Origin of the sequence: Dyadobacter sp. SG02, from assembly GCF_900109045.1 — a bacterium.
In the GTDB taxonomy this organism is placed as follows: domain Bacteria; phylum Bacteroidota; class Bacteroidia; order Cytophagales; family Spirosomataceae; genus Dyadobacter.
Map to the genome: position 1 here is coordinate 56,412 of NZ_FNYL01000021.1, position 14,398 is coordinate 70,809.

At 50.7% G+C, this 14,398-nt stretch carries 15 protein-coding genes; 12 read left to right on the top strand and 3 right to left on the bottom strand.

The genetic code is table 11. The annotated features are described in order from the left end of the window. The first annotated feature begins 1 nt into the window (after position 1). From BMW93_RS33225 to BMW93_RS33255, 7 genes are all read left to right on the top strand, one after another. Positions 2–991, top strand: coding sequence for a glycoside hydrolase family 43 protein (locus BMW93_RS33225; protein WP_090386815.1), 990 nt, complete (start codon positions 2–4; stop codon positions 989–991). A gap of 13 nt (positions 992–1,004) precedes the next feature. Further along, positions 1,005–3,047, top strand: coding sequence for a sialate O-acetylesterase (locus tag BMW93_RS33230; protein ID WP_090386817.1), 2,043 nt, complete (start codon positions 1,005–1,007; stop codon positions 3,045–3,047). A 178-nt stretch (positions 3,048–3,225) separates the two neighbouring features. Further along, positions 3,226–3,993 (top strand): EcsC family protein, encoded by a 768-nt coding sequence (locus BMW93_RS33235; protein WP_177194273.1) that lies wholly within the window; start codon positions 3,226–3,228, stop codon positions 3,991–3,993. 31 nt (positions 3,994–4,024) lie between these two features. Next, on the top strand, positions 4,025–4,813 hold the full coding sequence (locus BMW93_RS33240; protein WP_090386819.1) for an ABC transporter permease: 789 nt from the start codon (positions 4,025–4,027) through the stop codon (positions 4,811–4,813). 1 nt (position 4,814) lies between these two features. After that, positions 4,815–5,579 (top strand): ABC transporter ATP-binding protein, encoded by a 765-nt coding sequence (locus tag BMW93_RS33245; RefSeq protein ID WP_090386821.1) that lies wholly within the window; start codon positions 4,815–4,817, stop codon positions 5,577–5,579. A gap of 2 nt (positions 5,580–5,581) precedes the next feature. Further along, positions 5,582–6,595, top strand: a complete 1,014-nt coding sequence (locus BMW93_RS33250; RefSeq protein WP_090386822.1) for an MlaD family protein — start codon at positions 5,582–5,584, stop codon at positions 6,593–6,595. Between the two features lie 105 nt (positions 6,596–6,700). Further along, positions 6,701–7,069 (top strand): Hpt domain-containing protein, encoded by a 369-nt coding sequence (locus tag BMW93_RS33255; RefSeq protein ID WP_090386824.1) that lies wholly within the window; start codon positions 6,701–6,703, stop codon positions 7,067–7,069. Positions 7,070–7,109: 40 nt separating this feature from the next. On the opposite strand, the gene BMW93_RS33260 is transcribed toward BMW93_RS33255, so the two are convergent. Together BMW93_RS33260 and BMW93_RS33265 are read right to left on the bottom strand one after the other, a co-directional pair. Further along, positions 7,110–8,282, bottom strand: coding sequence for a glycosyltransferase family 2 protein (locus tag BMW93_RS33260; protein WP_090386826.1), 1,173 nt, complete (start codon positions 8,280–8,282; stop codon positions 7,110–7,112). Positions 8,283–8,285: 3 nt separating this feature from the next. After that, the gene (locus BMW93_RS33265) at positions 8,286–9,215 is read right to left on the bottom strand and encodes a glycosyltransferase family 2 protein (protein ID WP_090386828.1); all 930 of its coding nucleotides are present in this window, start codon (positions 9,213–9,215) and stop codon (positions 8,286–8,288) included. 182 nt (positions 9,216–9,397) lie between these two features. Here BMW93_RS33265 and BMW93_RS33270 point away from each other — a divergent pair, with 182 nt between their 5' ends. The 5 genes from BMW93_RS33270 to BMW93_RS33290 are packed head-to-tail and all read left to right on the top strand — an operon-like array spanning position 9,398 to position 13,127. Beyond that, entirely contained in the window at positions 9,398–9,937 is a 540-nt protein-coding gene (locus BMW93_RS33270; RefSeq protein ID WP_090386830.1) for a hypothetical protein, read from the top strand. Further along, positions 9,934–11,091: a response regulator gene (locus BMW93_RS33275; RefSeq protein ID WP_090386833.1), complete on the top strand. Its 1,158-nt coding sequence runs from the start codon at positions 9,934–9,936 to the stop codon at positions 11,089–11,091. The genes BMW93_RS33270 and BMW93_RS33275 overlap by 4 nt, the downstream gene beginning before the upstream one ends. A 6-nt stretch (positions 11,092–11,097) precedes the next feature. Continuing rightward, on the top strand, positions 11,098–11,436 hold the full coding sequence (locus BMW93_RS33280) for an STAS domain-containing protein (RefSeq protein WP_090386835.1): 339 nt from the start codon (positions 11,098–11,100) through the stop codon (positions 11,434–11,436). A 3-nt stretch (positions 11,437–11,439) separates the two neighbouring features. Then, entirely contained in the window at positions 11,440–12,015 is a 576-nt protein-coding gene (locus tag BMW93_RS33285) for an anti-sigma regulatory factor (protein ID WP_090386837.1), read from the top strand. After that, entirely contained in the window at positions 12,012–13,127 is a 1,116-nt protein-coding gene (locus BMW93_RS33290) for an acyltransferase (RefSeq protein ID WP_090386838.1), read from the top strand. The genes BMW93_RS33285 and BMW93_RS33290 overlap by 4 nt, the downstream gene beginning before the upstream one ends. A gap of 31 nt (positions 13,128–13,158) precedes the next feature. Here the strand turns inward: BMW93_RS33290 and BMW93_RS33295 are convergent, their stop codons facing one another. Beyond that, positions 13,159–14,373 (bottom strand): glycosyltransferase, encoded by a 1,215-nt coding sequence (locus BMW93_RS33295; protein ID WP_090386840.1) that lies wholly within the window; start codon positions 14,371–14,373, stop codon positions 13,159–13,161. Positions 14,374–14,398: the final 25 nt, after the last annotated feature.

Genomic DNA, 14,398 nt, shown 5'->3' on the forward strand with positions numbered 1-14,398 from the left:
CATGAAAAAACTGCTTGCCTTTACGCTTCTAAACCTTTGTTGTTACCACGCTTTTGCACAATCCGCCAAAACATCCGGCGCGGCAAAGTCGGGCAATCCCGTGTTCCCCGGCTGGTATGCCGATCCCGAGGGCATTATCTTTAACAAAACATTCTGGATTTACCCTACCTTCTCGGCGCCGTACAACAAACAGGTGCATATGGACGCATTTTCGTCCAAAGACCTCGTTACCTGGAACAAACATCCGAATATTATCGACACCTCCGCTGTCAAATGGGCAAAAAGGGCCATGTGGGCACCCTCTATCATCGAAAAGGATAAGAAATATTACCTCTTTTTCGGCGCCAACGATATTCAGAACGATAATGAAAAAGGGGGCATCGGCGTGGCTGTGGCCGACCGTCCGGAAGGCCCTTTCAAGGATTACCTCGGCAAGCCGCTGATCGACAAGTTCCATAATGGCGCGCAGCCAATCGACCAGTTCGTTTTCAAAGACAAGGACGGCCAGTATTACCTGTTTTACGGTGGCTGGAAGCATTGCAATGTGGCGAAGCTGAAAAGCGATTTCACCGGTTTTATCCCTTTTGAAGATGGTAAAATATTCCGCGAGATCACCCCGGAAAACTATGTAGAAGGGCCGTTCATGTTTATCCGTAATGGCAAATACTATTTCATGTGGTCGGAAGGCGGCTGGACAGGGCCTAACTACTCGGTGGCCTATGCCATCGCCGATTCGCCTTTCGGGCCGTTCGAGCGCGTGGGAAAAATCCTGCAACAGGACCCGAACGTAGCGACGGGCGCAGGCCACCACTCGGTTATCCAGGTTCCGGGCAAGGATGAATGGTACATTGTATACCACCGCCGCCCGCTGACCGAAACCGACGGTAACCACCGCGAAACCTGTATAGATGTAATGTCTTTCGACGAAAAGGGCATGATCAATCCCGTAAAAATCACACGGGAAGGCGTCAAACCTGTTCGTTTAAAATAAACAACTAAACCCTGTGCTGAAATCCCTCTACCAGGGCGGACTCTTCATGAAAAGAGCCGCCAAATCCCTCTTGTTACTAATAATTTTAACGCTCCCGGCAGTTACTTACAGCGTTGCGCAGCGTTTCGATCCCGTCCTGTTCAGCAAATTGCCGCAGGATTACCAACTCTACCCGCGCGATCCTGCGAGCGAGGCGCGCGTACCGGTAACGGGCGTTGTGGAAGAGACGGATTGGAAATACGTTTCGGTACAGGTATTGCGCAACGGCCAGCCCTTCCAGTACCGCAGGGCAGGCATTCAATACGGGGCTAATGCAAAAGGGACATTCAGCACAGACGCCACGATCAAAGCCGAGCGGGCCAATTACGACTTCAAAGTCTTCCTTTGTAAGGACGCCGACTCCACGCTGCTCGTCACCCGCACCCGGGTGGTGAGTGGCGATGTGTACATTTTGTCGGGGCAATCCAATTCCACCGGCTTTTTCGGTGAGGGCGACACCAGCATGTTTTGCCGGACGTTTGGAAAGATTACCGGCAACCTCAACACCTTGCCGTATGACCCGGCAGACACACTTTGGGCGCTGTCGAACATGCATTCCTATAACAATGGCGTCGGTACGATGGGATTTGAAATCCAGAAACGCCTGATGGAGCAGTCGGGCATCCCAAACTGCCTCATTAATGCGGGTTACCATTGGTCGGCGGCCTATTCGCATTCGCTGCGAACGGAAAGCAACCCGACAGATTTCAATAATGGCTACGGCAGAATGCTCTACCGGGCACGCAAAGCGGGTGTGGCCGACGCGGTGAAGGCCTATATTTTCAGACAGGGTGAAAGCGAGGCGTACGGCGAGGGTGGCAATTGGGAAGGATTTTTCGATGTTTTATACAAAAACCTGAAAATGGATTTTCCCGGCCTGCAAAAGCTCTACGTTTTCCAGATCGATATCATTTACCACGTTGCGCTCATAGGTACGCTCATACGTGACTACCAGCGGCGCTTGCCCACTATTTACCCCGACATTACCAGCATTGCGACCGTCGGTACTACCGGTTTCGATGGTCTGCATTACAACCGCGACGGTAACAAGCAAAGCGGCTCCGAGCTTTCGCGCCTGATGCTAAGAGACTTCTATGCCTCTGCCGATACCGCCAATATCGCTTCGCCGAACCTGAAAAAGGCATTTTACAATTCCTCAGAAAAGAAAAGCCTGACGCTCGTATTCGACGAAGGCCAGGAATTGAAATACCCCGAACCCTACCAACACCCCCGTGGGCCGGTAATGGATTTGAAAGACTTCTTTTACTTCGGCCACCAGATCGGCGCGGTAGCATCCGGCAAAGCGGAAGGCAACCGCATTACCCTCGACCTGAAAACCCCGCAAAATGCCGCGACGCTCGATTACCTGCCGCCGTATGTCGAACAGGAAAACCCCTACTACCCTTTCACCGGCCCGTACATTACTAATGCAAGGGGAATGCGCGCATTCACTTTCTACGATGTGCCGATTGCCGACGCGCTGCCTGGCACCTTGCTTACCGCTCAAAACAGCGAAAAGGGAAGTATCAGGCTTTCGTGGCAACCAGTTCCGGGCGCGAAAGGTTATGTGCTGGAACGCAAGTTCGGCGATGCCACAAGCTTCACACTGGTAGCACAGGTGGACGGAAGCATTTTCGAATGGCTGGATGAACCCGGCGAATCCGCTGTTCCTATTATGTACAGAGTGGTAGCGACTAACGACGTCGCGGAATCGGCTACTCCCGCCTATGCGGAGGTGGCTCCTTCGCTGGTACTGGGTACTGAAAAAGATCCCGACGCGGTTTTTGAAATATTTCCCAACCCGGCCCTGCGCGGGGAAGAGCTAACCATTCATTTTACAAGGCCGCAAACAGGCAATATCAGTCTGATCGGTGTGAATGGCCACTTTTTATTAAACGAGAAAGTCTCCACCAAAGCGGGAAGCGGCTTCACACTCCCGAAGCAGATTTCAGGAATGCATTTGATCCGGTTTGAATCAAATGGCCGGGCTTTCACTAAAAAACTATGGATCAGATAGTTTGAACATATAATACCAAGCGTTTTTACCAACTGAATCCCTCTCAGGGCAACCACCTGCATATCCTCTTCGGGAATTCTTACAGCTATTTTTGACTTTAATGGATATTGGAATGATTTTTGCTACCGAGTAGCAACCACCGTTTCTCTATCCCGTCCTACATTAGCCCTGAAACGATATGCACATCGACAGTTATGAAGAGCAGATTAAACCGGAATTGACCAAATGGCAGCTCAAAATGCAAAAGCGGCCCAATTTTATCGACAGGACTTCCAAGAAATTTCAGGACAAGATCAACGACATCATTCCCGATAAAGTGCATGAAGTGATCACCGGTACCATTAAACAAATGGTGCGCGGTGTGCTCACCGGGGCCGAGTACACCACCACACAGGCTATTCCCGGCGCATCGCTGGAAGAAATGGAAACAGCCGTCCGCAAAAAGATCGATTTTTATAAAAAAGCAGGCGCGGCCGAAGGCGGTATTACCGGCGCGGGAGGCTTCTGGCTTGCATTGGCCGAATTCCCTATTCTGATAGGTATTAAAATCAAACTCCTTTTCGAGATCGCCGCATTATACGGCAGGCCCATCAACGACTACCGGGAACGACTTTTTATTCTCCATATTTTCCAGCTCACGTTTTCGAGCCAGAAAGGACGGCAAGAGGTTTTTTCCCAAATGATCCAATGGGATCTCCGCAGCAAAGACCTCCCGACCGACATCCACGAGTTCAATTGGAAAACATTCCAGCAGGAATACCGCGATTATATCGATCTTGCGAAAATGGCGCAGCTCATCCCGGGTATCGGAGCGGCCGTTGGCGTGATCGTTAACTACCGGCTGCTCGACCAACTGGGCAAAAACGCGATGAATGCCTACCGTATGCGGTGGTTTGAAGAGCGGATGCTCGGCGCGCAAGGAGGACTACTGACCACAACCGCCTGATAAATAAAGTTTAATACAATGTACCGATTGAATGAGCGCTAACAAAAAGCAATTTGTATACGGCAAAACTCTGGACAATGCCTTACTGGCGGTTTATAATGCGTATGTTTTCTTTATCCGTTTCTTCCGCGAGGTTTTCCGTGGCCGAATGGAGTTCCAGGAGATAGTCAAGCAATGTTATGCAATCGGAAACCGGTCGCTGCTGCTGATCAGCCTTACCGGTTTCATCACCGGAATGGTATTCACCAAGCAGTCGCGGCCGTCGCTCTCCGAATTCGGTGCCACTTCCTGGCTGCCTTCACTTGTGGCGATCGCGATTGTGCGTGCCCTGGCGCCACTGGTAACCGCGCTCATCAGCGCGGGTAAGATCGGTTCGAGTATCGGCGCCGAGCTGGGTTCGATGCGCGTGACGGAACAGATCGATGCGATGGAAGTATCGGCGGTCAACCCATTCAAATTCCTGGTAGTAACCCGCGTGCTGGCCTGCACGATTGCCATTCCCGTCCTGATGTTCTACTGCTCGCTCGTCAGTTTGCTCGGTGCTTTTCTGAACGTCACGTTAAATGAAGGCACAAGTTTCATTGCTTTTTTCGAGAACGCATTCGAGCAGATCACGTTTCTGGATATCTGGACGTCGGTCGCGAAAGCGGTCGCGTACGGGTTCACGATCGGGATTGTTGGCAGTTACCAGGGCTACAATGCCAGCAAAGGCACCGAGGGTGTCGGCAAAGCCGCCAACTCGGCTGTCGTGACCTCCATGTTCCTCATTTTTGTGGAGGAGGTGATCATCGTACAGGTATCCAATTATTTCAGGATTTAATATGGAAGAAGATTTCAAACCGGGCGAACCGGTGATCGAGGTACGCGACCTGTACAAATCATTTGGCGACCTGCATGTGTTGCAGGGCGTCGACCTTACCGTTACCAAGGGGGAAAATATGGTCGTGCTCGGCCGGTCGGGGACCGGAAAATCGGTACTGATCAAGATTATGATCGGTTTACTGAAACAGGATCGCGGCGATTGTGTGGTTTTAGGGAAGGAGGTTTCAAAGCTGGAAGGCAACGATCTGCGCGATTTACGTCTCAAAATCGGGTTTTCATTTCAAAACAGCGCATTGTACGACAGTATGACCGTGCGCGAAAACCTTGAATTCCCGCTCGTACGCAATATTCCGAACCTGACCCGCGCCGAAATCGACGAGCAGGTCGAATACGTGCTCGACGCCGTAGGCCTGCTGCAAACGATCAACCAGGTACCGGCGGAACTCTCGGGCGGCCAGCGCAAGCGGATCGGCATTGCCCGGACGCTAATCCTGAAACCGGAAATTATGCTCTACGACGAGCCAACGGCCGGTCTCGACCCGATTACGTGTCTGGAAATCAACGAGCTGATCAACGAGGTAAAGGAAAAATACCAGACGACGTCGATCATTATCACACACGACCTTACGTGCGCACGGGCCACGGGCGACCGCATTGCGATGCTCCTCGATGGCAAGTTCCTCAAAACGGGCACATTTGAAGAAGTATTTGATACAGAAGAGGAGCGCATCAAGAGTTTTTACGACTATAATTTTATTCAGTAATAATGGCAACATCAACCAAACGATCCGTTAACGTAGGCCTTTTCGTCGTCATGGGCATTATCATTTTCGTGGTAGGGATTCTCACCGTCGGCAGCATGAAAAAGGTATTTTCATCGGCTATCACGGTCAAAACCATTTTTGACGATGTGAACGGGCTAAAAATCGGGAACAACATCTGGTACTCCGGAGTGAAGATCGGTACGGTGAAAAGCATCCGTTTCCTGGCCAACTCCAAGGTAGAAGTAATGCTGAACATCGAGGAAAAATCACAGGAATTTGTCCGTAAAAACGCCAAGGCGAAAGTCAGCACCGATGGTCTGATCGGTAACAAGATCATCGTCATTTACGGCGGCACGCAAAAAGTGCCTTCCATTGAAGACGGCGATGAAATAGCGGTCGAGAAAATTGAAAGTACGGAGGAAATGCTGGCCGTGCTCTCCGAAAACAACAAGAACCTGCTCGGCATCACCAGCGCATTCAAAACCATCAGCAAGAATATCCTTGCCGGGAAAGGTACCGTAGGAATGCTGCTGAACGACGAGCGGCTGTACAACGACCTCGATCAGACGCTCGGAGCCATGAAAAAAGCGTCGGTGAATGCACAGGCATTAACCGCTTCGCTGGCCAGCTATTCCGCCAAGCTGACCCGGGAAGGAGGCCTGGCCAACGACTTCGCGACCGATACCGTGATCATGAAAGACCTCCGTGGAAGCATTGCCCGGTTAAATGAAACCGTTTCGTCGGCCAATGTGATGGTGAACAACCTTAAAACAGCCAGCCAGGACCTTAACTCCAACAAAACAAGCCCGTTAGGAGTATTACTGCACGACGAAGCTACCGCCGGAAACCTGAAAGAAACGCTGAAAAACCTCGAAAGTACGACCGAGAAACTAGACGAAAATATGACGGCACTCCGGTCCAACTTCCTTTTCCGCAGGTATTTCCGCAAAAAAGCCAAGGAGGATGCCAAGCAGCCGGTCAAAGAAGAGGTAAAAGAGCAGGAGAACCAACAATAATGTCATAGTTTTGCAGAAAAGCGGTTATATTGTCGAAGTATTTCTTCGAATAATACCTTACCAATCCCACTAACTGAGCTTCTGAAAAACTTTTAACACAAACCGATGGCCTTACAACTCAACCCCGCCCTGGACCTTGCTTACATCGACCAGGCCTACGGAGAAGATCCTGTAATCCTGTACATGATTTTTGATGCGTTCCTGAGCGACTCTATCCCCCGCTGGCAATCACTGCAAGGTGCTTTGGAATCGGGCGACCTCAAAGAATCGGCCAGTATCGTACACGGATTAAAACCTTCGTTCACCATGACCGGCCTCACGCACGTGCGCCCGAAGGTGGAAGTGCTCGAAAAAGCCATCAAGAATGAAGACCCCGCCGAACAGCTGATCGAAATGTACCGGAATATTTCCGTGGAGATCAACGAACTGATCCCTATCCTCGAAGCGGAATCCGAACGGTTGAAGCAGCTCTGATTGACATTCCGACAAGAATTTTTGAGCGCGTAGCCGACGGCTATGCGCTTTTTCTTTTAGATTTTTCCCAGGCCGCGCTTTGCGAGCCTTTGAAATACCGCCGGATGCCCGCCAGCACGGCGTAGTTCATCATGCAAAAGTAATAGGGCACAAAAAGCGCCTTTACCTTGATCTTGCGCGTTTCCAGCACCCAGCCCGCCAGCGCAAGCGAGTAAAATCCTGCCTGCCCGACGAGTAGCAACTGGTAAATTATGCCACCGGATTTTAGTACAATTAAAATATTGAGTACGAATGCCAGGATCATCAGAAACGGCGTCACCGTCCAGCGGAGCACGCGGTGGCTGATGTACTGGAAGGACAATAGCGGGTCGTTGACGGGATTCATGAGTTTTTTCAATCGTAAAATAGATTGAATGCCCCCCGCTGCAATGCGAACCTTGCGTTTCAATTCCTCTTTGATATTTTCCGAAGAAAGCTCCGAAGCATAGGCATTCGGCTCATACACAATGCGGTAGCCTTGCTCGGCGATCTGCATGGAAATCATAAAATCATCCAGGATCGTGTCCGGCTCCACCGAGCGGTACAGCGATCGCCTCACGCTGAATAATTCCCCGGCCGCGCCCACTACCGAATACAGCTCCGAATCCCACTTTTTGAGCGTCGATTCGTATTTCCAGTAAAAGCCCTCCCCTGCCGTCGCGTCCGACAATGCGTCCTGCATGACCCGCTTCTCGCCGGACACCGCGCCTACTTTGGCGTCGGCGTAATGCCTTGCGATCAGCAGCAATGCGTCCTTGTTCAGAAATGTATTGGCATCGGTGAAAACGACCACTTCGGTATCCACCTCGTCCATAGCACGGTGCATGGCCAGGATTTTGCCGCTGCGCACCGGCGTGTGCATGAGCTTGATCTGCGGGTAGTTGGCCACGAGATCAGGCGTGCGGTCGGAGGAGCCGTCGGTGACGAAAATCAGGCTTAACTTACCTGCCGGATAAGAGAGTTGGAGCGTATTGGCGATCTTTTCTTCGATAATGCTTTCCTCATTATAAGCGGCGATCACGAGTGTTAGCGTCGGGAAATCCTGATCCAGGCCCGGTGTGAGCCTTTTTCCTTTGAATGCCCGACGAATGCGGACCATCATGTACAGCACGATGCCGTAACCGAGGAATGTGTAGAAAACAATAAACAGACTGAGCCAGAAAAGTATCTCCATAAATCAGCGGGTCAATGGGAAGCCTAGGTTTTCGCTATCGGGTTTGTTTTTGAAATGCCAGGTGATGGCGCTCCAAAACACGGGGATGAAATGGTATTCTTTATTCCTGATGTATTGAATGATATTCCGTGGGACCACCGCCAATGCGAAGTAGCAGCAGAATACGAAGAACCTGAAACCCGGCGCGTTTTTCCGGATGAACAAAATGCGGTTCCGGTTCATAAAAAACTCTTTCAAAGCAGTCCGCTTGCCTACCGACACCGATTCTTTGTGGTAAATCAATGCATCGAGGTTCACGTGGATCTCGTAACCCGCCCTTTTGATGCGCTCGCACCAGTCCAGTTCCTCGTAATAAAGGAAATAGTTCTCGGCCATCCCGCCCGCTTTCTGCCACGCATCGCGCCGGATCATCATCGCGGCCCCGTGCGCATAGCCGGTCGGGCCGGAGAGGAAATCGTACTGCCCGCGGTCCTGCTCGAACTGCCCGATGCACGCATTGCGGCAGGTATAGTAATTCATCGGCGTGTAGCCGGTGTATTGCAGCATGCCCGGCTGGTCGAAATAATGGATTTTCGGTGAAATCATACCGATTTTCGGGTTGGCCTCCATCGTATCCACCAGCTTGCCGATCAGCTCGGCGGTAACCTCGGTATCGTTATTGATCAGGAAAAGGTAGTCGCCGGTGGCGTGCGCCAGGCCGATATTGTTCCCTCCCGCAAAGCCGGTATTAAGATCCGAACGGACGAACAGGATACCCGGTAGGATACCCGGATAGCGCTCCTGCCATTCAGGCACGGGGTTTGTTTTGCTACCGTTGTCGACGACGATGATTTCCAGATTTGGAAAGGCATTCACCTCCGCCAGCGATTTCAATAAGTCTTCGGTAACCTTCGGCTGATTGAAATTCACCGTTACGATGGAAACTTTTTTCATGCGCAAAAACAGGCCGCTTGGGTTACGGAAATCGAAGGAATATTTTTATTGATTTGTAGAACTATTTCAAATTTAACAATAAAAACATAGCTTTAACCAAAATCCGGCAATCATCGCCGGTTTTTGTAAAAACATCCCGGATACGTCCCTGAAAGCCTTTTCTACGAACAAACCGTCCCAGCGTGCAACTCAACCGTAAGCTCAACGATCAAAATTCCGGCCAAAGCCCATCCGGTCCTGCGGGACAGGATATTGCGCGGCTGGACAAGAAGGTTGCGGAGCTGATCGAGGCGATCGAGCAAGCGGATGTCGATGCACATCAGGTAAGGCAATACGAGAAACAGATCGCGGAGGCATTCCAGCGCTCGGCAGCCACTCAAAAGAAGCTGGCGCCATTCAGGGAGCTGGATCAGGACAATAACCTCTCGCGCGAGGAGCTCCTCGAAGGCCTGGAAAAACTCCTGGCCGAAAACCAGTTCGATAGCCGGATCAATGCACCCAAACGCGGCAGGATTGTTCAGAAAGGCGTCATGTTCATTCTCGCTATCCTCCTCATCATCGTCGGTTTCGCGATGATCATCATGCCCGCACCGCCCAGTTTCGAGCTTTTTACGGTGTATTATTTCAATATCAATGACGGCGTCACGATTATGGACCTTGTGTCGCTGCTGATTATTTTTGGTGGAGTGCTTTTGTTTGTATTAAACTTCAACAAGAAATGATCAGCTACGCCGAGCCGCAAACCGCCGTCAAAAAAATCCTGCTCGTAGAGGATAACCTGCTTTTCCGAAAGGTAATCGAGCATGCCCTCCAGAAAGCCGGTTATAACTGCGTGTTGTGTGAGTCGGCCACGGAGGCACTGAATATGCTGCTGGTGGAAACGCCGGACCTGATCCTCTCCGATTACGATATGCCCGAAATGAACGGTTTCGATTTCCGGCAGGCCGTGTTGCTCAACCCGAATATCAGCGACATTCCCTTCGTTTTCCTGACTTCTTTTACCGACAACAAACTGGTACTCGAAGGCCTGAATATGTCGGCGCTGGACTTTATTAATAAGGAAACGCCGATCCCGGTTATTATCACCAAGCTTAATAATATCATCAAAATCCTTGAAAACGAGCACGTAAGATCGGTCAGGGAATTGAAGGTGGCAGCCGAAACGCTGAATGTCAAATCGATCCCGACGCATGCGCCGGCGGTAAGCGGCTACCGTATTTTTTACTGGCACAAGGGCTACCGCGGCTACCCGGGCGGTGATTTCATCGACTTCGTGCAGGTCGACAGCCGCTTCTGCTTCGCTTTCCTCGGTGATATTATGGGTAAAAAATGGAAAGCCTGGTTCTTCACATTCGGTTTTCTGAGCTATATCCGCGCCGCGATCCGCTTTTGCGTGCTCGACCAGGATTTCGAGCTGGTAACCATCGTGCAGAAGATCAACAAGCTGATTTACCTCGACGAAAGTTTGCAGAATATACTGTCGAGCCTTTCCCTGCTCCTGCTCGATACGCATACGGGCGAGGTGCATTACACGGGTGCGGGCGACCTTCCGCTGATCAGCTACTCTTCTGAAACCGGCAAAGAGTCGACCGTGCAATCTACCGGGCTGCTGCTGGGCCTATTGGAAGACGGCCTTTACGATAAGCAAGTAGTGGCGATGAAGCCCGGTGATCAGCTGGCGATTTTCACCGACGGAATGATCGACATCCCCTCGAACGGCTCGAAGAAAAGCGATTATCCCTTTTTTGTAGAAAAAATAACCCCATACCTCGGCAAGTCCGACAGTTTTGCGCTGATCAGGCAGCATGTACTAGACCTGATCGACGACAGCAACCAGATGGATGATGCGAGCATCATTTTTATAGAAAAACAATAACCCTGTATGATACTGAAAGTTGAGGAAGCGAACCGCGTGGTACAAGCCACGATTTTACCCCAGGAGGCCAGTCTTTCGAATGCGGATGCATTCAAGGAAGAAATGATCACGATCATCGGCAAGGGTGTCCGGTTAGTAATCGTCAGTTTTGAAAACGTGAATTACATCGACAGCTCTTTTCTGGGCAGCCTGGTGGTAGCATTGAAATATGCCATGCCGCGCAACGTCGACATTTACCTGGTATCTCTGAAACCGGATGTTAAGAACCTGCTCACGCTGATCCGCATGGACAAGGTGTTCAGGATATTTAACGATTATGAAGAGGCGCTGGGAACACTTAGCTAGTTTATGACGGAGGATTCGGATCAGATCACGATAGTTTTCAAGAGTAACCGGGAGGGTATTCCGGGCACGCTGAACCTGTGCCTCGACCATATCCGGCAAAAAGCAGGTAATTCGCCGCTCCACGACGATCTCATGGCCAAAATCAAATGGGTGATCATGGAGCTGCTGACCAATGCGGTGAAGCATTCGGGCGAGCGGGAATCGGTGCTCCGGATAGGCCTGACGATGGATGCGGTGATCCTCGAAAAAGAGGATTACGGCAAGCCGCTGGTGCTCGTGGGCCAGGACAAGAAAAAGATTATTTGGCCGCTGGAAGAGATGGTACGGCCGCTCGACTTCCCTATTTACCATAATGGTATGGATTCGCTGTGTGTGCGCACCGACGAATCGGGCCGGGCGATATTCTTCATCGAAGAGCTCGCCGAACTGGAAATGCCCGCATTGCTGTCGGATACCAGCGAGCATTTCGGGCTTCTCATCATGACCAAGGCTTCCGACGAATTCGCCTATGAGCACGAACCCGACACGGGCCTCAACCGATTTATCAGCACTTTCTATTTCACCCAGCCACTCCTATGAAACACCGCTTCGAAGTTCTGGACATTTTTCGGGGCCTGTTTGCGTCGCTCGTATTCCTGTTCCACCTCGGGCCGTTTGCGAATACGCCCATTCTGAACAACCGTTTCGTCGAGAACTCGGATATGTTCGTGGATTTTTTCTTTGTGCTCAGCGGGTTTGTGATTGCGTACAGTTACCAGTCGCTCGCCGATTGGGGGCAATTCAGGCTGTTTCTCAAAAAACGCGTGTACCGCATTTACCCGCTGCATTTCGTGATGCTGCTGGCGTTTGTGGGTATGGAAGTGGCCAAAAACCTCCTTGTGCCCTATATCAAAGTCAATAATCTGGTGAACCCGGCCAACAATATTTACACTTTTTTCACCTCGCTTTTTCTCGTTAATTCCACGCCGGTACCGGGTGTGAACGACGTGAGCTGGAACATCCCGAGCTGGTCGATCAGCGCGGAAATGATGGCTTACCTCGTTTTCGGGAGCCTGGTGGTTTACATTCACCGATCCGGCCAATTCCGCAGCCGGAATGCATGGTATGTACTGATGATCGTCATTTCGCTCACTGCACTCTGGTCGGTATCCAACAGCTTCCAGATCAATTACAGCTTCGATTACGGTTTTCTGAGGGGCATTCTCGGCTTTTTTACGGGCGTACTTTGCTTCAACCTTTTCAGCAACACGCACCTGCGCGTGCGCGAGTGGTCGCCCGCGTTGTTTTCAGTAGTGGAAGTAATATCGCTTTCGCTGATCGTCCTCTGCATTTACAACGGCGAGGTCATGAAACCGTGGGGCGCCGTTTTTGAAATACTGTTCTTCATTTGCATTTATACATTTGCATTTGAAAAAGGCATTATTTCCAAAGCGCTGAAAAGCGTGAAACTGCTGCATAAGCTGGGCCAGTACTCCTACTCGATCTATATGACGCACGCATTGCTGATCAGCCTGTTTAATGTATTGTTTATCAGAATATTGAAGTTTCCTCCGGAAGCGTACTCTTACCTTTTCATCTTCAACTTCATCATCATCTACTTCGTTTCCGCGTGGACGTACAAGCACATTGAAATGCGTTTTCAATACAAATCGCCCAAAAAGGTGCAGGAAGGAGAAGTGGCGCGGAAGTGAGTTACGAAGGCGGTTGGCCGCCGGTCGTCATTCAAGGATGAATCACCTGTTCGAGATGGAAATGGATAATATCCGCAATGGCCTCGACACGGTTTTCCCAGGTGTTTTCGGCGGCGATCGTCACGCGGGTTTTGCGTTGGTCGGCATTATCGGTTTGCAATGCGGCATTAATGGCTTCCGAAAAGCTTTCAGCATCTTCACAAAACTTAACCGCACCTTTGGTAAACTCCTTTAAATCAGGATTAAAGTCAATAGCGACCACAGGTTTGCCCGCGCCGAGGTATTCGAAGAGTTTCAATGGAAAAATGCTGCTGCTCACCTCGTCCTTCTTGAACGGAATGAGCGCGACATCGAAGCCTTTGATCACCGCAGGCATATCGTGGTAATCGATGGAGCCTGGAAAATGGACGTTTTCGGCGGTAAAAAACCAGTCCGGCACGAACTCCCTGGAAACAGGTCCTACCAATGCAAAGCTCTTGTCGGGGTTCGCCAATATCACCTTTTTCAGCAAGTCATAATCCATCCGTCGTTCAATCGCCCCCAGGTACCCGATCACCGGCTTCTTCAATGCTGCTATGGCCGGGAATACCGGCAAATCATTATTTAATGCCTTACTGCTATGCCCCAGATCGGCCGCATTCGCTACGAAATAGCTGTACGGGTTCTGCGTTTTCTTCTCCTCGTACAACTGCTTGCTGCTGCAAATCACAACATCGCTCTGTTTCACGAGGATATCCTCCGAAACCACGCCATGGCGCCGGTTGAACGGCAGTACCATCGGGTCGAGGCAGTGGTATACTTTCAGTTTGGGCGTAAGGCCGTCGGTGAGGCCGGGGTAATGGAAGTTGAAGGAGTTAATGAATATGTAGTCCCGGATTTTGTACGCTTTGAGAATACTTTTCAGCTTGGTACGGATCAGGAACTCGTTGAATCTCAATGCCGCACGGAAAATCCCGTTCTCCGGCAGAAAGTTGACCGACAACAATATCGGCGGGATGATCACTTTCAGGTTAGGGGTATCCGTTTCGATGAGCGAACAGCCGGTAAGCGAGAAATGCTTTTTACGCAACTGATATTCAGGCGTTTTGCGTAGCCTGAAAAAGTCCCTCACCGTAAATGGGTTCTCGATATAATACACCTCATTCTCCCGCGCGAGCAGCTTCGCCGTCGTGTAATTCGTGGATTCAATGGGTGAGTCAAATCGGGGTAGGCCAAAAATGATGATCTGATGTCCTTTCAGTTTCATTAGCAAAGCGTATTCAATAGGTTCT